The sequence below is a fragment of the Pontibacter amylolyticus genome, assembly GCF_014638845.1.
Classification (GTDB): domain Bacteria; phylum Bacteroidota; class Bacteroidia; order Cytophagales; family Hymenobacteraceae; genus Pontibacter; species Pontibacter amylolyticus.
The window spans coordinates 431338-450491 of record NZ_BMFP01000004.1; the positions used below are offsets into that span (position 1 = coordinate 431338).

Annotated in this window: 14 protein-coding genes; 8 read left to right on the top strand and 6 right to left on the bottom strand. The window is 52.8% G+C overall.

The features are described 5' to 3' along the window. Positions 1 to 22 precede the first annotated feature (22 nt). The gene (locus IEV97_RS12490; RefSeq protein WP_188501807.1) at positions 23 to 1423 is read right to left on the bottom strand and encodes a T9SS type A sorting domain-containing protein; all 1401 of its coding nucleotides are present in this window, start codon (positions 1421 to 1423) and stop codon (positions 23 to 25) included. 124 nt (positions 1424 to 1547) lie between these two features. Then, positions 1548 to 3290, bottom strand: coding sequence for a T9SS type A sorting domain-containing protein (locus tag IEV97_RS12495; RefSeq protein ID WP_188501808.1), 1743 nt, complete (start codon positions 3288 to 3290; stop codon positions 1548 to 1550). A 161-nt stretch (positions 3291 to 3451) separates the two neighbouring features. Between IEV97_RS12495 and IEV97_RS12500 the strand changes: the two genes are divergently transcribed. The 3 genes from IEV97_RS12500 to dnaA all read left to right on the top strand — a co-directional run bounded on the left by IEV97_RS12500 (position 3452) and on the right by dnaA (position 6686). Next, complete coding sequence (locus tag IEV97_RS12500; RefSeq protein ID WP_188501809.1) at positions 3452 to 4207, top strand: 5'-nucleotidase C-terminal domain-containing protein; 756 nt, start codon at positions 3452 to 3454, stop codon at positions 4205 to 4207. A 13-nt stretch (positions 4208 to 4220) separates the two neighbouring features. Continuing rightward, a complete protein-coding gene (locus IEV97_RS12505) occupies positions 4221 to 5156 on the top strand; it encodes a bifunctional metallophosphatase/5'-nucleotidase (protein WP_188501810.1) in 936 nt (311 codons plus the stop codon). 105 nt (positions 5157 to 5261) lie between these two features. Continuing rightward, positions 5262 to 6686, top strand: a complete 1425-nt coding sequence (gene dnaA / locus IEV97_RS12510) for a chromosomal replication initiator protein DnaA (RefSeq protein ID WP_188501906.1) — start codon at positions 5262 to 5264, stop codon at positions 6684 to 6686. 343 nt (positions 6687 to 7029) lie between these two features. On the opposite strand, the gene IEV97_RS12515 is transcribed toward dnaA, so the two are convergent. Beyond that, positions 7030 to 7530 (bottom strand): hypothetical protein, encoded by a 501-nt coding sequence (locus tag IEV97_RS12515; RefSeq protein ID WP_229733927.1) that lies wholly within the window; start codon positions 7528 to 7530, stop codon positions 7030 to 7032. Between the two features lie 61 nt (positions 7531 to 7591). Further along, the gene (locus IEV97_RS12520; protein WP_188501811.1) at positions 7592 to 8026 is read right to left on the bottom strand and encodes an OsmC family peroxiredoxin; all 435 of its coding nucleotides are present in this window, start codon (positions 8024 to 8026) and stop codon (positions 7592 to 7594) included. Between the two features lie 165 nt (positions 8027 to 8191). Between IEV97_RS12520 and IEV97_RS12525 the strand changes: the two genes are divergently transcribed. The 4 genes from IEV97_RS12525 (at position 8192) to IEV97_RS12540 (ending at position 13531) form a co-directional block, all read left to right on the top strand. Beyond that, positions 8192 to 9709 (top strand): GH3 auxin-responsive promoter family protein, encoded by a 1518-nt coding sequence (locus IEV97_RS12525; RefSeq protein ID WP_188501812.1) that lies wholly within the window; start codon positions 8192 to 8194, stop codon positions 9707 to 9709. Continuing rightward, a complete protein-coding gene (locus IEV97_RS12530; protein ID WP_188501813.1) occupies positions 9709 to 10869 on the top strand; it encodes a 1-deoxy-D-xylulose-5-phosphate reductoisomerase in 1161 nt (386 codons plus the stop codon). The genes IEV97_RS12525 and IEV97_RS12530 overlap by 1 nt, the downstream gene beginning before the upstream one ends. A gap of 62 nt (positions 10870 to 10931) precedes the next feature. After that, complete coding sequence (rseP, locus tag IEV97_RS12535; protein WP_188501814.1) at positions 10932 to 12245, top strand: RIP metalloprotease RseP; 1314 nt, start codon at positions 10932 to 10934, stop codon at positions 12243 to 12245. Positions 12246 to 12259: 14 nt separating this feature from the next. Then, positions 12260 to 13531, top strand: a complete 1272-nt coding sequence (locus IEV97_RS12540; RefSeq protein WP_188501815.1) for a LysM peptidoglycan-binding domain-containing protein — start codon at positions 12260 to 12262, stop codon at positions 13529 to 13531. 13 nt (positions 13532 to 13544) lie between these two features. On the opposite strand, the gene IEV97_RS12545 is transcribed toward IEV97_RS12540, so the two are convergent. Both IEV97_RS12545 and IEV97_RS12550 read right to left on the bottom strand, forming a co-directional pair. After that, positions 13545 to 14285, bottom strand: coding sequence for a DUF4184 family protein (locus IEV97_RS12545; RefSeq protein WP_188501816.1), 741 nt, complete (start codon positions 14283 to 14285; stop codon positions 13545 to 13547). Positions 14286 to 14365: 80 nt separating this feature from the next. Beyond that, positions 14366 to 16351, bottom strand: a complete 1986-nt coding sequence (locus tag IEV97_RS12550; protein WP_188501817.1) for an OmpA family protein — start codon at positions 16349 to 16351, stop codon at positions 14366 to 14368. 225 nt (positions 16352 to 16576) lie between these two features. On the opposite strand from IEV97_RS12550, the gene lon reads away from it, so the two are divergent. Further along, positions 16577 to 19066, top strand: coding sequence for an endopeptidase La (lon, locus tag IEV97_RS12555; RefSeq protein WP_188501818.1), 2490 nt, complete (start codon positions 16577 to 16579; stop codon positions 19064 to 19066). The last annotated feature ends 88 nt before the right edge of the window (positions 19067 to 19154 follow it).

Sequence of the window (19154 nt, forward strand, 5' to 3'; positions counted from 1 at the left end):
GGGAGGCTTTTTATTGAATAGTTTACTGCAGTACCAGCTTGCCTGTTTCGATGGGCGAGAGCTGGCTGGTTAAGGTATAGGTATAGAGCCCCGAGGCCAGTTTGGCCGGTCGGGCGAAATCGTTTCTGCCCGGCCTCAAGGTATAGCTCGCCACCACTTTGCCCGTCACGTCGCGCACCAGCAGGTGAAGGGCCGGCAGATCGGGGGCCTCTATGGTGAACTCGCCCCGTGCCGGGTTGGGGTATAGCTTCACCCTTTCAGTTGGGAAATCGTCGCCGGAGGAAAGCGGACGCCGCTGCTCCCCCACATAAATGTACGCGAAGGCCCAGGCGAATTCTATGTTCCTAAAATACTGGTGGTCTGGTAAATCGTATTGTGTCAAGCCTCGCAAGCCAATTAAGTATGGCTCTGTTCGCTCTAGTGCAGGAGTTGGGGTAAAGGTATAAGTAATGGCATAGCCGTTAGTTGTATCTCTGAACTGCAAGGATGTATCTGCTAATTTAAGTGTGTCAATTTCTCCGAACTGTCTGGCACTTAGAGGCAAGTCACTGGCCGGATTCTTTTGCAGGTAAAATTCCAGCTTGACCGGCTGTCCGGGCCAGGTCTGTACAGAGCCATCGTCATTCACTGTCAGCCGCTCTTTATTGATTAAGCTAAATTGAGGCTGATCCAGTCTTTCACCTACCATCAATGTCATTTCTACGACCGTAGATCCCAGTTGTATGCCATCCCTGAACTCTGTTATGCGCACATTAATGATGTACTGCCCCTTTGCTCCAGGATTTGGCCAGTGTAGTTCGCCAAACTCGTTTATCCTTAGTCCTTCTGGCTGCTGGTAGCTGGGTGCATTGGCTATCTCGTTTGCAGATTTTCTATATTTAGGGATCACCAGATCGTACATCAGGTAGTCGCCATCGGCATCGTAGGCCAGGAGGTTGTGTGTCCAGGGCTCATTGGGGAACACCTGTACTACTCCCGTACCGGCCAGTTTTACGCTGTTCAGGTTTTTCAGTGAACTGCCTGCTTTCACGTTGGTATAGATATAAAAGGCAAGTTGATCAGTTGGAGGTGCCAGATTCAGGATGAGAGCGTTCCTGTTCTCTCCGATCCAACTTACAATGTAGTCACCTGCCGAGGAATAGGTATGCGACCACCTGAAAACAGAGGTGTAAAAACTTTTACTGTACGTTGGTAAGGCAGCTCTTTCAACCATCACATTATTGCCATCTCCCATATTCATAAAAACAGCTGGGTCAGAAGCTGTTGATGCCGTGTAATTGTAAGTCGTCATCTCAAAATTGAGCTTTAGCGGGTTCTGTGGGTCGGTTGTATAACTGATGTAGCCGCTGTAAATGTGTGTTGCCTGTACTAGTACGGGTGCCAGAAACAGAACAAGTAAGCAGAGTAAAGGTTTGATATTCATAGGTATAGGCTTTAAGAATATAAATGTAACAATAGATTCTTAATACGCTAATATTGTAATAATATTGTGATTTTTTTGCCTAATATATATTGCCCTAAATTTCAGCTATACCTGTTTGGCAGCTTTACTGCATCACCAGCTTCCCGTTCCGAATTGGTTGCGCCTGGCTTGTCAAGGTATAGAAGTAGAGTCCCAGGCTAAGTGCGTCAGGTCTGCTGAGGAGATTGTGACCAGGCTGCAAGGTATAACCGGCCACCTTTTTGCCATTCACATCCCGCAGTTGCAGATATAGATCCGGCAGTTCGGGTGCCTCTACCATAAACTTGTCGGTGGCGGGGTTAGGGTAAAGCTTTATTTTTTCTGTTACCAGATCGTCTTCAATCGACAGGGGTATAGGTTCGGAGACGAGCACCTGCAACACCATTTCCTGGGTGGTGGAGGAAGAACTGTTGCTGGTGCGCAACTGCATGGAAGTGCTGCTGATCGTGATGGTATAGGGCTTGCTGCTGACTTGCGCCTGCGAGGGGTTAAAAACAAGCTCTCCCACCACACTGTCAGCCGAGTCGCGGGTGACGAAGCTGAAGTGCCCAGCCCCGGCTTTCAGGTTGCTGTCGATGGTTAAATCCACTGTGTTGCCCAGGCCATTGTAAGCAAACAGCATCACTTTTGTGTCCTGCCCTGGTATGCTGCTGATGTAGCCTTCCGGCGTGTATTTCAGGTTGCCAGATGCCAGCATACCCAGTTTTACCTCCTCAGGCTGCCAGATCAGAAGGGAGATTGGCAGCGTCGCGACGTATTCTCTGGGGATCGTAGGATGCTTGAACGTAAAATTAAAATTGACGCCGTAAGCCTGCCGTCGGCTGAGCGCCTTGGGGGCTGTAAACGTAAACTCGTGCTCAAAGCTGCTGATGCTTCGGAACGAGACATCCTTTAATTCCGGGTCCTGCAATTCACTTACCCAGGATGTGTAGACTACATGTGAGAACTGTGGAAAAAACAAACGAAGCGTCACCCTTTCTCCGGGCTTGACCAGCAGCCTGCCGTCTTTAAGGAAAGTAAGTTCCTCTCTGTTCTCAAGTTCTGCTTTAGGGAAATCGAAGTAAGGGCTGTCCATGAAAACAAGAAACTCCATGTCGAACAAGGTTGAGCCAACCGCCTGGCCTTTTCTGTATTGGGTAATCTGCACGGCAAAGTTGTAGGCACCCATCGTGGTGCTAGCGTTTTCCCAATAAATCTCGCCAAATCGGTTGATTCCCAAACCTTTGGGTACTTTGTAGCCTGGCACAGGCACGATTTGCCCCTGTACATTGCGGTAAAGCGGGTTGACTAGCTCGTAGCCTAAACTGTCGCCATCCAGGTCATAAGCTATCAGGTTGAAGCGCAGTGGCACATCAGGGTGTGCGATAACGGGAAGCGTTGTTTTGATATCCACGCCATGTTTGTTAGGAGAAATCTCATTTATTGTAAGGGTTGTCGTAAGCACCATGGTAAACTGATCGGATGGGGCGGCGAGGTTTAGGATTTGACCATTTCGATTTTCACTCATCCACGTAACGGTATAGGTGCCAGCGCTCGCAAAGGTATGTTCCCATGTATAGAGGGATAATGCAACATCATGTTTTACAGCTAAAACCGTGTCGAGCATCAGTTCTATATGTACACCATCGCCCATAGAAACAGAGATTAATGAGTCTCTTGCTGGAGAGCTTTCCTTAATATATACCTTCATGGTGAGGTAAGCCTTGCGCGGATTATCCTCATCCAAGGTGTAGGAAATGTACCCGCCCCGCAAATGGGTTGCCTCTGCTGGCGAACTGAAGTAAATGGCAAAAAGAAAGAAAAGGAAAGCGTAAAAGTTTATTTTCATACAGGATGTGTTATTAGACGACAGCAATATATGACAATTTGTATATAATTGGTCAAGAGCATCTAAAAGAGTCCCGTAGGAAATCTTCCAGTTTTATAGGCAGAACAGTTTTGCCAGGCCCCTCAATGTTGATAACTTTGGGGATAATTACAGCAGCACCCATGAAGCGCCCTTTCCTAAAATATACCTCCGGACTGGCCCTGGTCCTTAGTCTGGTCGCCTGCCAGCGGCCATTGCAACCCTCCGCCAACCTGAACGAGACAGACGTGGCCGTGGACCATACCATCGCGGCCGATCCGGCTGTGGAGGCGCTGGTGGCCCCGTACCGCCAGGAAGTGACCGTGAAAATGTCGGAGGTGGTGGGGACGGCGCCGGTGGCTTTGGGCAAAGGCGACTACGAGTCGCCGCTCGGCAACTTTGTGGTAGACCTGCAGCTGACCCAGAGCGAACCGGTCTACGGCAAACCCATCGACCTGTCCATCACTACCGAAGGCGGACTGCGCGTGCCGCTGCCTGCGGGCAATATCACCACAGGGCATATTTTTGAGCTGATGCCGTTCGAGAATGAGATGGTGGTGCTGACCCTGAGCGGCAAGGCTGTAAAGCAACTGTTCGATGATGCTGCGGCTCGCAAGATTACCTACATCGGCAACGCAACCTATACCGTAGCCAACGGCAAGGCACAGGATATCAAAATCAAAGGCCAGCCCCTGGACCCGAACAAAACATATACCCTGGTTACCTCCGACTACCTGGCCGGAGGCGGCGATAAACTCGACATGCTGAAGAACCTGCTGAAATATGAGAAGCTGGGGCTTTTGCTGCGTGATGCCATTCACCAGCACATACAGCAGCTCACGGCGGCCGGCAAGCAGGTGACTGCCCCAGCGGAAAAACGTGTGACCATCCTTCCTTAAGCTATACCTGACCATGAAGAGAAGAGACTTTTTGAAGCACACTGCCCTCGGCGCGGCAGGTATCAGCATGCTGGGGCTGCCTTTTTCGGCCGAAGCCGCCCGCGATGGCATCCGGCTGACCATTCTGCACACCAACGACCAGCACTCGCGCATCGACCCCTTTCCGGACGATGGGCGCAAGTACGGCGGCATGGGCGGCATGGCCCGCCGTGCTACGCTCATCGAGCGCATCCGGCAACAGGAGCCCAACGTGCTCTTGCTCGACTCCGGCGACATCTGGCAGGGCACGCCCTACTTCAATTTCTTTGAGGGGGAGCTCGAGTACAAGCTCATGACCCAGATGCAATACGACGCCGCCACGCTCGGCAACCACGATTTCGATATCGGGTTGGAAGGGCTGCAGAAACAGCTACCTTTGGCTGGTTTCCCGTTCCTCACGGCCAACTACGACTTCTCCAACACGATTCTGAAAGGCCGCTTTCAGCCTTACAAAGTGTTCGAAAAGCAAGGGATACGGGTGGGTATATTTGGGCTGGGTATCGAGCTCGACGGCCTGGTGAGCAAAAACATGTACGGCGAGACCGTATACCTGGACCCGCTGGAGGAATCCCGCAAAATGGTGCAGGCGCTGCGCGAAAAAGAGAAGTGTCACTACGTTATCTGCCTATCGCACCTTGGCTATAGTTACGACACCGAAAAAATAGACGACCGCAAGCTGGCCACGCAGGTCAGCGGCATCGACTTGATATTGGGCGGCCATACCCATACCTTCATGGAAAAACCGGAAGTGCTGCGACACGAAAGCGGGCACGAAACCATGATCAATCAAGTTGGCTGGTCGGGCTTGTTTTTGGGCAGAATAGATGTTACATTCAGCAGAAAATCAAAGCGTAGGACCGACACAAGGACCGCTGTGTTGGCTGTGGATAACCCTGTATTAACTTCGTGAATAAATAATTTTTTGTTTAGAATAAATTGGTCAAATTTGTAACCCCCCTGCCGTCAAGGTGAGGTTTGTTACACCCAACGGATCTTTTGTGTTTTGGAAAATTGGATGATAAAAGACTGTTCAACAGTATGGAGTAACTGTCTACAGGTAATTAAGGAAAATATTGGCGAGCAGAGCTTTAAGACCTGGTTCGAACCGATCAAGCCTTTGTCCCTGCGCGACAACGTGCTGACTATACAGGTGCCCAGCCAGTTCTTTTACGAATGGCTGGAGGAGCACTATGTAAGCCTGCTGAAGAAAGTGATCTACCAGGAGCTGGGCAGTGAGGGGCGCCTGGAGTACTCGATTATCGTGGACCGTGGCAATGAGGCCAACAAGCCGCAGACGGTCAACATTCCGACCAAAAAGATTCCGACCGCCGTGGTGAACTCCTACCGGCCGGAGCAGAACTTCATCAAGAGCCCGTTCGAGTCCAAGACCATTGACCGCAACTTCCTGAACTCGCAGCTGAACGGGGCCTATACCTTTGAGAACTACATAGAGGGGGACTGTAACCGCCTGGCGCGCTCGGCCGGTTATGCCGTGGCCAACAAGCCGGGCACCACTTCGTTCAATCCGCTGATGGTGTACGGCGGCGTGGGACTGGGCAAGACGCACTTGGTTCAGGCCATCGGCAACCACATCAAAAACAGCAACCCGGAAAAGTTCGTGCTCTACGTGTCTTCCGAGAAATTCGTGAACCAGTTCATCGAGTCGCTCAAGACCAACAACGTGCAGGACTTCGCCAACTTCTACCTGCTGGTGGACATCCTGATCATCGACGACGTGCAGTTCCTGAGCGGCAAGGAGAAGACGCAGGAAATGTTCTTCCACATCTTCAACCACCTGCACCAGTCCGGCAAGCAGATCGTGATGACCTCCGACTGTCCGCCGCGCGACCTGAAGGGCCTGGAGGAGCGTCTGTTGTCCCGCTTCAAGTGGGGCCTCACCGCCGACCTGCAGAGCCCGGACTTCGAGACGCGTATGGCCATTATCCAGAAAAAGATGCAGGGCGACGGGATTGACATTCCGGACAACGTGGTGGAGTACCTGGCCTACAGCGTGGATACCAACGTGCGTGAGCTCGAAGGCGTGCTGATCTCGCTGATCGCGCAGTCATCGCTGAACAGAAAAGAAATTGACCTGGAGCTTGCCAAGCAGGCCCTCAAGCATATCATCGAGGATGTGGAGACCGAGGTGAACCTCGACTTCATCCAGAAAACGGTGGCTGAGTACTTCCAGGTGAGCCTGGATTCGCTGAAGGCCAAGACCCGCAAGAAAGAGATTGTGACGGCGCGCCAGGTGGCCATGTACTTTGCCAAGGAGTTCACCAGCCATTCGCTTAAGTCGATCGGTTACCACTTCGGTGGCCGCGACCACAGTACGGTGATCCACTCCGTGCAGACTGTTTCTGATCTGATCGATACCGACAAGAAATTCAAGGTGAGCATACAGGAGCTTCAGAAGAAGTTCAAATCGAAGGCGGGCTAAGCTATACCTGACCGAGCGCTATACCTATCAACACGAAACCGCCGCTACTATACCTGAGTAGCGGCGGTTTCCGTTTGTGCTATACCTGGTAAGCATGTCAAAAGAGAGAGGGCTATACCTGCGCAGGTATAGCCCTCTCTCTTGGTGCTTATTGCAGCACTCCTTTATCGTTTCCTAGACTTTTGCAGAATGCGCACGCCTAACATCCTCACAGGTATAATTCCAGCGAGCAGCACAAAATAGGCTTGCGGGCTGGCATTCGTACTAAACTTCAGGTATAGGGCAGCGCCTAACAAAATGCCGATGCCCAGGCAAAACGCAATAGTTCGGCTGCGCCTATACCTTAGGCCAGGTTCGCTTCCGTTACGTCGAAGTTGTGCTGGCGGCTCAAATCGCGTATTCTGCTTTTCACCTTCTCGATGTCACGCTTTTTGCGGATCTGCTTCAGGTCGAGGTATACCTTGTTGCCGTCGCGCTGGGTGATGCGCAGGGCCATAGGCGATACATGCACCGATTCGATGTCAGGTATAGCCGTGATCATCTTGGTCCGAAACACCCCATTTTTCTGAACGATGTACTCCTGTGTCACTTCAATGTAAGACTGCACGCCAAATACAGAAGTGTTCTGCAGGATCACGTAGCCCAGAAAAACGACAGCCAAACCGAAAAAGATGTAGTACAGGTAATTCTGGTCATCAGTCGGGTTTTCGCTTACAAGCAGCATGGTGGCCCAGGCCAGCCAGAAAAGGGTGAGCACCAGTTGCACCGTAAAAGAAAGCTTAGCATTGCGCGAAGGGCTTAACTGTACTAAAAGCGACGATCTTGCATTACCGGCTGTAGGCATATAAGGATGTTAAAGTGAAACGAACGCGCACAGTTTATGTGCAAGCTGCAATATAGCAAATTTATTTTTTGAGAGAAGCGGTTAAAATGATCTCCGGCACGGCACCCAGCGCCTTCGAAATAGGGCACTTGGCCTTTGACTCTTCGGCCAGCTTCTGAAATTCATCGTCGCTTATACCTGCCACGCTCGCCTCGGTGTTCAGTTCGATCTTCATCACATGCGGTCCGCCGTCTTTCTCGCCCAGGTGCACCGTAGCGGTTGACTGCACCGACTGCGGCTCGTATTTGGCCTTCTCGAGCAGGGAGCTCAGAAACATGGAGTAGCAGCCGGCCAGGGCCGCACCGATCAGCTCTTCGGGGTTGGTGGCCGAGGTGTCGTTTTCGAAGCGGGAGGCGAAGGTATAGCCTGCCTTAAAGTTACCGGTGCCGGACTCTACCTCGCCGTTGCCGTTTTTCAGGCCTTTGTTCCATTGGGCCTTTGCTGTGCTTTTTTTCATAAGTCTTACTGTTAGTGGGTTTTGAGATAAATACAATACCTATAAACTACGGAGGTGCGTTTTTTGTTAGCCCTAAAAAACAGGAGAGCGGTAAAACATGGCGAACGACTAGGACAAAACCCGTTTATCTGGCTATATTTACCCCTCTAAAAAAAGAAAAACCATATGGGTGTGAAAGCATGGCTCAGTAAGCCGCTAGCTGCTTACGTGCACAAAAAACACCAGTCCTGGATACAAAACCCGGTAGAGGCGCAACAGAGTGTTTTTGAAAGTATCATCAAAACAGCGCAGCACACCGCCTTTGGCCGTGACCATCATTTTTCTGAAATAAAGACCCACGCCGACTTTGTGGAAGCCGTACCCGTACGCGACTACGAGGGCCTTGTCGCATACTTCAACCGCGTAAAAGAAGGGGAGCAGAACATCCTGTGGCCGGGCAAACCGCTCTACCTGGCCAAAACATCCGGCACCACTTCCGGTACCAAGTACATCCCCATTACCAAAGACTCCATCCCCAACCACATCAACGGCGCGAAAGACGCGCTGCTTTCCTACATTCACGAGACGGGCAACTCCAGCTTTCTGGATGGGAAGATGATCTTCCTGTCGGGTAGTCCGGTGCTGGAGCAGGTGGGGGGCATCCACACCGGCCGCTTGTCGGGCATCGCCAACCACCACGTGCCAGGCTACCTGCGCACCAACCAGCTGCCCAGCTACGAGACCAACTGCATCGAAGACTGGGAGACCAAGCTCGACCAGATCATCGAGGAGACGATCGACGAAAACATGACGCTCATCTCGGGTATACCGCCCTGGGTGCAGATGTACTTCGACAAACTGATGCAGCAGACGGGCAAGCAGATCAAGGATATTTTCCCGAATTTTTCCCTGTTTGTGTATGGTGGCGTGAATTTTGAGCCTTACCGCAAAAAACTGTTCGAGTCGATCGGGCGCGAAGTAGATTCCGTTGAAACATTTCCGGCCTCTGAAGGGTTTTTCGCCTACCAGAACGAGCAGCACGACAGGGGCCTGTTGCTCTTGCTGAACTCGGGTATCTTCTTTGAGTTTATACCTACAGACGAGTACTTCAACGAGAAGCCGACCCGCCTGACAATTGGCGAAGTGGAGGTTGGTGTGAACTATGCGCTGGTCGTTAGCAGCAATGCCGGGCTATGGGGCTATTCTATTGGCGACACCGTGAAGTTTACATCCGTGAAGCCTTACAAGCTGATCGTGAGCGGTCGCATCAAGCATTACATTTCTGCCTTTGGCGAGCACGTGATAGGCGAGGAGGTGGAAAAGGCGATGCAGCGCACCATGCAGAAGTACCCGATGGTGGAACTGGTGGAGTTTACGGTGGCCCCCTACGTGAGTCAGGACAAGGGGCAGTCTTTCCATGAGTGGCTGGTGGAGTTTTCCATAGCGCCCGCCAACGAGGAGGCATTTGCAAAAGAACTGAACGCGCAACTGCAGAAATTGAATACCTATTACGACGACCTGATCACAGGCCGCATTTTGGCCGACCTGAAGATCAGGGCGCTGCCGCAGGGCACGTTCCGCCACTACATGAAGTCGCAGGGCAAGCTGGGAGGACAGAACAAAGTGCCGCGCCTGAGCAACGACCGCAAACTGGCCGAAGGCCTGATCGAGTCGGCAGACGCACTTAACACTAACAAGAATTAATGAAACGAATTGCTATACTTGGCTCCACAGGCTCCATCGGCACACAGGCCCTGGAAGTGATCGGGGCCAATCCCGATAGTTTTGAGTTGGAGGTGATCACCGCCAACCACAACGCCGATCTGCTGATCGCGCAGGCGCTGGCTTTTAAGCCGAATGCGGTCGTGATCGCCAACGAGGCGCTGTACGAACAGGTGCGCGATGCCCTGCAGCACGAGGCCATCAAGGTATACGCCGGAGCAAACGCGCTCAACTCGGTGGTAGAGATGGGCACTGTGGACATGGTGCTGACTGCCATGGTCGGCTACGCCGGACTGCAACCCACCATCCGCGCCATCAAAGCCGGTAAGGAGATTGCCCTTGCTAACAAAGAAACCCTGGTGGTGGCCGGACAGCTGGTTACCGAACTGGCCCGGCAGCAGGGCGTGAACATCTACCCGGTGGACTCCGAGCACAGCGCTATTTTCCAGTGTCTGGCCGGTGAGTTTCACAACCCGATTGAGAAGATCATCCTCACCGCTTCAGGTGGTCCCTTCCGAGGCCGCAAAGCGGACGAACTGCGCCAGGTGACCCGGGCACAGGCGCTCAAGCACCCGAACTGGGAAATGGGCGCCAAGATCACCATCGACTCGGCTTCGCTCATGAACAAAGGTCTGGAGGTGATCGAGGCCAAGTGGCTTTTCGGTCTGAAGAACAACCAGATCGAAGTGGTGGTGCATCCGCAATCCATCGTTCACTCGCTGGTGCAGTTCGAGGACGGCTCCATCAAGGCGCAGCTTGGCTTGCCGGACATGAAACTGCCGATCCAGTATGCGCTGGGCTACCCGAACCGACTCAAGTCCGACTATCCGCGCTTCAACTTTATGGACTACCCGCAGCTCACTTTCGAGCAGCCCGACCTGGAGACTTTCCGCAATCTGCAGCTGGCCTTTGATGCCATGGAGCGGGGCGGCAATATGCCCTGCATCCTCAATGCGGCCAACGAAGTAGCCGTAGCCGCCTTCCTGCGCGAGGAGGTGGGCTTCCTGGAGATGTCCGATATCATCGAATACAGTATGGCGAAAGTTGCGTATATTGCGAATCCTTCTTATGAGGATTATGTTACAACAGACAGAGAGACACGCGATTACGCCGCAAGAATGGCTGGCAAGCTAAGCCTCTAAGTGTTGCCATCGGGCGTTAATTTTTTTGTCAAGATCATCGATTCTAAATTTATTTCTTTTAAATGGATATTTTAATAATGGTGGGCCAGCTCATATTGGGCCTGACAATACTAGTTGGATTGCACGAGCTGGGACACATGTTGACTGCCAAATGGTTTGGCATGCGGGTAGAGAAGTATGCGATTGGATTTCCCCCCAAGATATTTAGCAAGAAGATAGGCGAGACAGAGTACATGCTTGGCCTGATTCCGCTTGGTGGTTTCGTGAAGATATCAGGCATGGTGGACGAGTCGCTGGACACGGAGGCGCTTCAGAAAGATCCGGAGCCTTATGAGTTTAGGGCCAAGCCAGCCTGGCAGCGCCTGATCGTGATGATGGGCGGCATTATCGTGAACGTGATCACAGGCATCGTGATTTTTATCGCCCTCAACTACCACTACGGCGAAACATACCTGCCGGCCAGCGAAGTGAAGTATGGCGTGCAGCCAAACGAAATGGGCCAGGACCTGGGCTTTCAGGCTGGTGACAAAATCGTAGCCCTCAATGGCAAACCGCTTGAGAAGTTTGAAGACGTGTACTCGATGGATATGCTCCTGGGCCGCGACTCATACTACACAGTAGAGCGCAACGGCGAGCAGGTTAATATCCCTATTCCGGTGGACTTTATGGACCGCATGGCCGACAACAAAGAGCGTATGCTGTTTGTGCAGCCGCGGGTTCCTTTTGTAGTGGGTGAGGTTGCACCCAACAGTCCGGCCTCAAAAGCTGGCCTGCAGGCCGGAGACTACATCCGGACGGTTAATGGCGAAAGCATCAAGTTCTTCAATGATATTCAGGCTGTTTTGCAGAAGTATGCCGGCAAGCCGGTAACCATAGGGGTGGAGCGCGATAACGAACTGGTGACCCTGAACGCTACTGTAAACGAAGACGCAACGCTTGGCTTTTACCAGAAGCCGCTTTTAGAGTATGCCACCCGCGACTACAGCCTGGGCGAATCCATACCTCTGGGCACCAACCAGGCCTTTGGCGTGATCACGGCGAACCTCAAGGGTTTTGGTAAAATATTCAGAGGCGAGGTGTCGGCTTCTAAGTCGTTGAGCGGACCAATCGGTATCGCCCAGATTTTCGGCGACACCTTCAACTGGTACAAGTTCTGGTCAATCACCGGAATGCTGTCGATGGTGCTGGCCTTTATGAACTTCCTGCCGATTCCGGCGCTGGATGGCGGCCATGTGGTATTTTTAACATACGAAATGATCAGCGGGCGCAAGCCATCTGATAACTTTTTAGAGAACGCCCAAAAAGTGGGCATGGTTTTATTGTTAGGCTTAATGGCTTTTGCTATATTTAACGATGTATTCAAGATAATCTTCTAACCAAAGATTCGTTTATGAGAGCCGTCGTGAAGTGCGCCTTAACTGTAGCCATTCTATTTGTTTTATTTGCATTTAATCAAGCCGGTGCTACACCAGTAGCATCGGCTTTTTCTATACCTGGGCAGTCCGCCGCAGCTGACACTACCTACCTGGTGCAGCAAGGCGATACCTATTACAGCCTGTCGCGCCGGTTCAGCATTCCGCTCGATTCACTGCAGAAGTGGAACGGCACGCAGTTGCAAATGGGTCAGACGCTATACCTGACGCGCCGTGGCGCCAAGGGAAATGCTGTAGCTGCCAAGACGGCTGCAGCCACAGGGCAGCAAACCAGCGCAGCCAAAACACCGGCTGCTGTCTCAAAACAACCAGCGGGCACCACGGCTCAAACACCGGCTAAGCAAACTACCCCAGCCAAGCAACCTGCCACAGCAAAGGCTGAACCTCAAACTGCCAGACCAGCTACCACACCACCTGCACAATCAGCGAAAGCTGTCAGTGCAACCAACACAACGGGACCGGCCCGCACACAGGTCAGTACCTCGGCTGCAGCCTCTACACTGCCCACGCTGGAGAGTAAGGAAAAGCAGCGCATCCTGGTGGTGCCCTTCGACCCATACCTGTACTTTTCTGACGCTGACGACGAAATAGCCCGTCATTCCAAAATACCGCGCCAGAACGTGCGCCATGTGTTCCGCGGCAGACTGAACGCCCTGCTGGCACCGGAAGGCTACGAGACCATCAACCTGTTGGGCGGCGTCTACCGCGACAGCGTGAGCGAGCTGAGCACCTTATACCGATCGCTGAGCTACGGCTATCAGGACAACAAGCAGTCGCGCTACAACCACCAGCCTACCATAAAATCCAAGGAGCGTGAAAACGCACTGGACTGGGTGAAACGAAAAAAGAACGACCTGAACATCAAAGGCGGACAACCGGCCACCGTACCTGTAGCGCAGGACGAGAACAAGCACTTCGGCGTGAAGGTGAAGGACCCCAAATTCTTCTCGCACTTCAACGGCCAGTACGGCATCGACTACTACGTGTTCATCAACCAGTTTGAGGTAAAGACAAATTACGAAAACTGCCTGGACCGCGCGACCTGGAACTACGAGCGCGACTTCCTGGTGCACTACTCTATCTACAACAGCCAGGGCGAGCTGGTGTCGGGCAACAAGGTGAAGGTGCCATACCAGTCGAACATGAACGACGTGCAGCGCATTGTGAGCGACAACATGCCGAACATGGCCAAGCGTGTGCTGGCCGACCTGCCGCAAGCCCAGAAGTAAACGATCCTTAATTTTATTTCCTGAGCCAGCTTAGCTTTAAAGCTGTGCTCACGGCAATGGTCCCCATCATAGAGCCAGTCAGGAACGAGACGACTATTCCCATCGGGGAGCGCATAAAGGAGCTCGCATACAGGGCGTAGCCCATAAAGGTTATACCTGCTATACCTATACATGCCCAGAAGAATAGCTTTTGCTGCGTGGGTATAGAATCGGGTACAGACACAGTTGGCTGGCGCCAGGTATAGGCCAGTATTAGTAGAAAACCCACTAAGGTGCTGCTGTGCTGTAGGGCGCGGCAGAGCATGATTTCATATCCCATCACGTGCACCATACTTTCGAGCACAGACCACTGCTGCACAAAATAGCCTGATTCGTGCATGAAGGAATCCCAAAAGATATGTGTGAAAGCGCCCAGGATGACGGAGAAGGCAAAGGCCAGCCAACGTTTTTTTAGGTAGGCCAGCCAGTTGAGTTGCGGCACTGCCAAAGCACGGCTTTTAAACCAATCCGGTAGGTGGTCTACAGCAGGTCGACGGACGAGCAGGTGAAAAACGGTTGCGATGACCAGCGCAACAGGCAGGTTAAAGTACAGCAAACCCGACAGGGTATGGCCACTTTGGTCGAGAAAAGGGAAAAGTAGGAAATACTGGAAATCCGGCGCTATACTGCCCGCAACCAAGCCGGTGGCCGAAAACCAGCGCCTGTTGCGCAGCAGGGGCAATATAGCGGCAGGGTGGGCGGCTGTAAACGGCATGGAGTAGGTATAAGTAGTCTTTTGTCCTTTGTCAAAATTTCCTTTGTCCTGACACTGTCTACGCTGTCTGGAACAGGAGCCTATCTTCCTATACCTCGCCCTTGCAGTACTGGTTTTATCAATCTGAATTCCACGCGGCGGTTAATGCGGCGGTCTTCTTCTGTCTTTTCTTCACGCAGTGGTTTGCTGCTTCCGTAGCCATAGGCATCGATGCGGCCATCCTCTAACCGCACTTTGTGCTGGATGTACTGTAGGATGGCATCGGCGCGGTCTTTCGACAGGATCTGGTTAAACTCAGGGTCGCCGGCACTGTCGGTATGGCCCGCAATCTCCAGCCGAAATCCCGGATTTTCCACCAGGAAGTAAGCTACTTCGTCCAGAACCGGGTGCATCTCTTCCGTAATATTCGACTCATTCGGCTCAAACTCAATGTTACTGAACACGATCGGTATGTTGTGGTCAATTACCCGGGTCATGATCTGCAGCGACGTGTCCTGCTGCAGCGCCAGTTCCCGCTCAATCGTGAAGAAGTCCGGACTTTGAATGATCATCATGTAGCGGGCGTTGTCGATCAGGTGAAAGGCAAACGAGCCGTCCGGCCGGATGTACTTGGACGAGATCTCGATGCCATTGTCCAGGTCGATGATGGAGATGATGCCTGAAAGCGGTTTGTTGGATACCGAGTCGCGCAAGATGCCTTCCACTTTGGTGACGGCCAGCGGGTGGGCTTCCATCGGTAGTGGGAAAGAGAAGAGGTCCAGGTTTTTGAGGTCGCTTTCTTCGGAGCGGGCGTAATACAGGTTCTGCGATTGCGAATCGATGGTGAAATAGTACTCGCTGCCCCGCCCGTTCACGAGCGGACCGATGTTGCGCGGCTCCTGCCACTTGTTGCCCACCAGGTAAGTCTTGTAGATGTCAAAATCACCGAAATTGAACAGCTGCCCGCGGGAACTGAAGTAAAGTACCTTGTACTTGGGGTGGTAGAAAGGGCTCACCTCACTCTGACGGGTGTTGATGATCGGACCCATGTTCTGCGCTTTCGCCCACTGTCCGTTCTTCAGTTTGTGCGTGTAATAGATATCAGACAAGCCGAAGCCACCCAGACGGTCGGAGGCGAAGTAGAGCGTGTCCTCGTTAGGCGAAAGGGTCGGCTGTGAGTCCCAGGACGGGCTGTTCACATTCGGACCCAGGTTCTCGATCTCGTGCCAGCTGCCGTCGGGCTGCAGGCTTGCCTTGTACAGGTCACAGTTGCCAAAGCCGTCCGGCGATTCGCAGCGGGCGAAGAAGAGCGTCTTGCCGTCGCGGGTGAGGGTGGCAGAGCCTTCGTTGTAAATGCTGTTGATGGGCTTGCCAAACGACTGCGCCTCGGTCCAGTAGCCGTTGCTGTTATGGGAGTAGTACAGATCCTCGTTCGGCTTGCTCTCTATACCTTGAAAAGTGCGCTTGGAGGTGAATATAAGCGTACTGTTGTCGGCGTTGAGGGTAGGGCCGTAGTCTTCGTAAATAGAGTTGATGGTGTTGCCCATGTTCAGGTATACCCCGCGCGGCGGCTGGTAGGTCGAGATGGACTTGCGGTACTCCACCAGTTCGTAGTAGTAGCTCAGCGGCACATAGTAATCCTTGGTGTTCTGCTCCAGCGAGTCGTAGTAGGACTGTACCTGGCGGATGTCGGAGCGGTGGTGCTTGAGTACGAGGCGGTATACCTCCATGGCCTGGTTCATCATGCCCTGGCGCTCATACAGCTGGCCCAGCCTCCATAGCAGGTTGGTGTCTTTATAGAAGTTCTGTATGCCGAAATTGCGCACGTAGCCCTCCAGCAGCTTAAGGGCCTGCCCGTACTGTTTGCGTCTTTCCAGGCGCTGAATCTCCGACAGTTTCTTGGAGTCCTTGTAATGTGCGATCCGGTTCAGGTTCGGGAAGTCCAGGTGCATTTCCTGGTTCGGAGCCTTTTTCTTCACCTTCACGTCAGGCCCGTCCTGCAGGGGTGTATGCTTCAGCTGACCCAGGCACAGGAGCGGGGCCAGCAAGAGCAGCAGGAAGATAACAGGGGCGTTAAGTCGTTTCATCGGCACAGAGCATGATACCTGAAACCAAAGATATTATTTTTTAGCCTATGTTCTGAAACGATTTATTAATAATCCCTTATATTTTGGGAAGAAGTGCCAATGCTGCTGTTGGTGCGACAATTTAGGCAGGCTGCAGCACTTGGCACAAGTCTTGACAATAATACACTCCACAGACATAAAGCAGTTTTCCGTTATCTTTATGTCAATTTGGCACTGATACAATCTATGAACTATACACTGGAGAACTTTCTCAACCATCTTTTAATCGGAAACATGTCGGTAGATGATAGCGACGATCTGATTCCGGTAATCACCACAGACCCTGACGAAGAAATGCTTCCGGAAGACATGCCGGACGAACTGCCTCTGCTGGCGGTGCGCAACACAGTATTGTTTCCGGGTGTGGTATTGCCTATTACCGTTAGCCGCAAAAAATCAGTGCGCCTCGTGCGCAAAGCCCATAAAGGCGACAAGATCGTCGGGGTGGTGGCGCAGCGCAACACCAACAGCGACGACCCGTCTGCCGAGGACCTTTACAGCATTGGCACCATGGCCAAGATCCTGAAAATGCTGGTACTGCCCGATGGCAACACCACCATCATCATTCAGGGGCAGAGCCGTTTCCAGATTGACGAAGTAACGCAGGAAGAGCCCTACCTGTCGGCGAAGGTGAGTTACTGCAAAGACACTTTCCCGAACAAAAAGAGCAAAGAGGTAAAGGCCCTGGTGCACTCGCTGAAAGACGCGGCCGCCAAGATGCTGAAGCTTAACCCTGAAATACCACAGGAGGCGCAAGTTGCCCTTGATAACATTGACAGCCCGAGTTTCCTGACGCACTTTCTGTCCAGCAACCTGAACGTGGATGTGGCGCAGAAACAGAAGCTGCTGGAAGTGAACGACGGCGTGGAGCGCGGCACACAACTGCTTGAGATCATGCTGCGCGAGATCCAGTTGCTGGAGCTCAAGCAGGAGATACACACCAAAGTACACACCGACATCGACCAGCAGCAGCGCGACTACTTTTTGCGCCAGCAGATCAAGGTGTTGCAGGATGAACTGGGACAGGAGGGACCCGATCAGGAGATCGAGCGATTCCGCGAGCGTGCCATGAAAAAGAAGTGGCCGGAGCAGGTTGCCAAGCATTTCAACAAAGAAATCGAGCGACTGGCCCGTCTTAATCCGCAGGCAGCCGAGTACCCGGTGGCGGTCAACTACCTGGAGTTTCTGCTCGATTTGCCCTGGAACGAAACCACCAAGGATAACTTCAACCTGAAGCGCACCAAAAAGATACTCGACGCCGACCATTACGGTCTGGAGAAGGTAAAGGAGCGCATCATCGAGTACCTGGCCGTGCTCAAGCTGAAAAAGGACATGAAAGCGCCGATTCTGTGCCTCTATGGCCCTCCGGGTGTGGGTAAAACTTCACTGGGGCGCTCCATTGCCACGGCGTTGGGTCGTAAATATGTCAGAATGTCACTGGGAGGCGTGCGCGACGAAGCCGAGATCCGCGGGCACCGCCGTACCTATGTGGGCGCCATGCCGGGCAAGATCATCAGCCAGATCAAAAAAGTAGGCTCTTCCAACCCAGTCATTATCCTCGACGAGATCGACAAGCTGGCGTCCGACTTCCGTGGCGACCCTTCTTCGGCTTTGCTCGAGGTGCTGGACCCGGAGCAGAACCATACCTTCATGGACAATTATTTGGACGTGGAATACGACCTCTCGAAGGTGCTCTTCATTGCCACGGCTAACTCGCTGGATACCATTCAGCCTGCCCTGCGCGACCGAATGGAGATCATCGAGCTGACCGGCTATACCTTGGAAGAAAAGACCGAGATCGCGAAGCGACACCTCGTGCCGAAGCAGGTGAGCGAGCACGGTTTGGAGGAAGAAGACGTGAAAATGTCGAAGGCCACGCTGCAGAAAGTAATCGACGACTATACCCGCGAGTCGGGTGTGCGCAGTCTGGAGCGTAAGATCGGGCAACTGGTGCGCAACACGGCCAAGCAGAAGGCGATGGAGGAGAAGTATACCCCGTCCATCAAACCGGAAGACGTCGTAAAAATTCTCGGACCAGAGACGTTCGACAAGGAAATCTACCAGGACATCGACACAGCCGGTGTGGTGACAGGCCTGGCCTGGACCTCGGTGGGCGGCGATATCTTGTTTATTGAGTCCATCCTGAGCAAAGGCAAAGGCAAACTGACGCTATCGGGCCAGTTGGGCGATGTGATGAAAGAGTCAGCGATGACGGCCATCTCATACCTGAAAGCCCACGCCGAGTTGTTGGACATCGACTACCGCCTGTTCGACCAGTACGACCTGCACATCCACTTTCCGGAGGGCGCTGTGCCGAAAGACGGGCCGTCGGCAGGTATAGCCATCTTTACCTCCATCGCTTCGGTGTTCACGCAACGCAAAGTGAAGTCGCGCCTGGCCATGACGGGTGAGATCACGCTACGCGGCAAAGTGCTGCCGGTGGGCGGTATAAAAGAGAAGATCCTGGCCGCTAAGCGGGCAGGTATAACGGATGTGATTCTGTGCCAGAAGAACCGGAAAGACATCACCGAGATACCGGATCAGTACATCAAAGGCTTGCACATTCACTATGTAGACCGTGTGGATGACGTGGTGCAGATTGCTTTGCTCAAACAGAAGGTAAAGCACCCGCTTAATCTGACGGTGTCGGAGGATGTCAAAGGGATGAATATTTAAAAGCGAATCGGGTTGCCCCTGTTGCTTGCCTTGTTTCTGAGCTTTCAGTTCAAGCACAGGTATAGCTTTCAAAGCTATGGACGATCAG

Bases quoted from the DNA above. Each gene is read 5' to 3' on its own strand.
- IEV97_RS12490 (WP_188501807.1), bottom strand. From the start codon at position 1,423: ATGAATATCAAACCTTTACTCTGCTTACTTGTTCTGTTTCTGGCACCC.
- IEV97_RS12495 (WP_188501808.1), bottom strand. From the start codon at position 3,290: ATGAAAATAAACTTTTACGCTTTCCTTTTCTTTCTTTTTGCCATTTAC.
- IEV97_RS12500 (WP_188501809.1), top strand. From the start codon at position 3,452: ATGAAGCGCCCTTTCCTAAAATATACCTCCGGACTGGCCCTGGTCCTT.
- IEV97_RS12505 (WP_188501810.1), top strand. From the start codon at position 4,221: ATGAAGAGAAGAGACTTTTTGAAGCACACTGCCCTCGGCGCGGCAGGT.
- dnaA (WP_188501906.1), top strand. From the start codon at position 5,262: ATGATAAAAGACTGTTCAACAGTATGGAGTAACTGTCTACAGGTAATT.
- IEV97_RS12515 (WP_229733927.1), bottom strand. From the start codon at position 7,530: ATGCCTACAGCCGGTAATGCAAGATCGTCGCTTTTAGTACAGTTAAGC.
- IEV97_RS12520 (WP_188501811.1), bottom strand. From the start codon at position 8,026: ATGAAAAAAAGCACAGCAAAGGCCCAATGGAACAAAGGCCTGAAAAAC.
- IEV97_RS12525 (WP_188501812.1), top strand. From the start codon at position 8,192: ATGGGTGTGAAAGCATGGCTCAGTAAGCCGCTAGCTGCTTACGTGCAC.
- IEV97_RS12530 (WP_188501813.1), top strand. From the start codon at position 9,709: ATGAAACGAATTGCTATACTTGGCTCCACAGGCTCCATCGGCACACAG.
- rseP (WP_188501814.1), top strand. From the start codon at position 10,932: ATGGATATTTTAATAATGGTGGGCCAGCTCATATTGGGCCTGACAATA.
- IEV97_RS12540 (WP_188501815.1), top strand. From the start codon at position 12,260: ATGAGAGCCGTCGTGAAGTGCGCCTTAACTGTAGCCATTCTATTTGTT.
- IEV97_RS12545 (WP_188501816.1), bottom strand. From the start codon at position 14,285: ATGCCGTTTACAGCCGCCCACCCTGCCGCTATATTGCCCCTGCTGCGC.
- IEV97_RS12550 (WP_188501817.1), bottom strand. From the start codon at position 16,351: ATGAAACGACTTAACGCCCCTGTTATCTTCCTGCTGCTCTTGCTGGCC.
- lon (WP_188501818.1), top strand. From the start codon at position 16,577: ATGAACTATACACTGGAGAACTTTCTCAACCATCTTTTAATCGGAAAC.